Source organism: Streptomyces sp. M2CJ-2, from assembly GCF_016757295.1.
In the GTDB taxonomy this organism is placed as follows: Bacteria; Actinomycetota; Actinomycetes; order Streptomycetales; family Streptomycetaceae; genus Streptomyces.
Map to the genome: position 1 here is coordinate 1 of NZ_JAESIF010000312.1, position 366 is coordinate 366.

A 366-nucleotide genomic window follows, 5' to 3' on the forward strand; every position below is an offset into this window, starting at 1 on the left:
TTCGTGGTGCTGGAGGCGCTGCCGCTGACCGCCAACGGCAAGCTGGACCGCAGGGCGCTGCCGGCCCCCGACTTCACCGCGGTCTCCACCGGCCGCGCCCCGCGCACCGCGCAGGAGGAGATCCTGTGCGGGCTGTTCGCCGAGGTGCTGGGCCTGCCGGCCGTCGGCGTCGAGGACAGCTTCTTCGACCTGGGCGGGCATTCGCTGCTGGCCACCCGGCTGGTCAGCCGGATCCGCTCCGCCTTCGGCGCCGAGCTGGCGGTGCGGGCGCTGTTCGAGGCGCCGACGCCGGCCGCGCTGGCCGAGCGGCTCGGTGACGCCGCCGGCGCCCGGAAGGCGCTGACGGTGCGGGAGCGGCCGGCGGAG

Annotated in this window: 1 protein-coding gene; it reads left to right on the forward strand. The window is 77.0% G+C overall.

The window, feature by feature from the left end; all coding sequences use genetic code 11:
* The coding region (locus JL475_RS39440; protein ID WP_202282985.1) for a phosphopantetheine-binding protein at positions 1–366 on the forward strand (366 nt) is incomplete at both ends.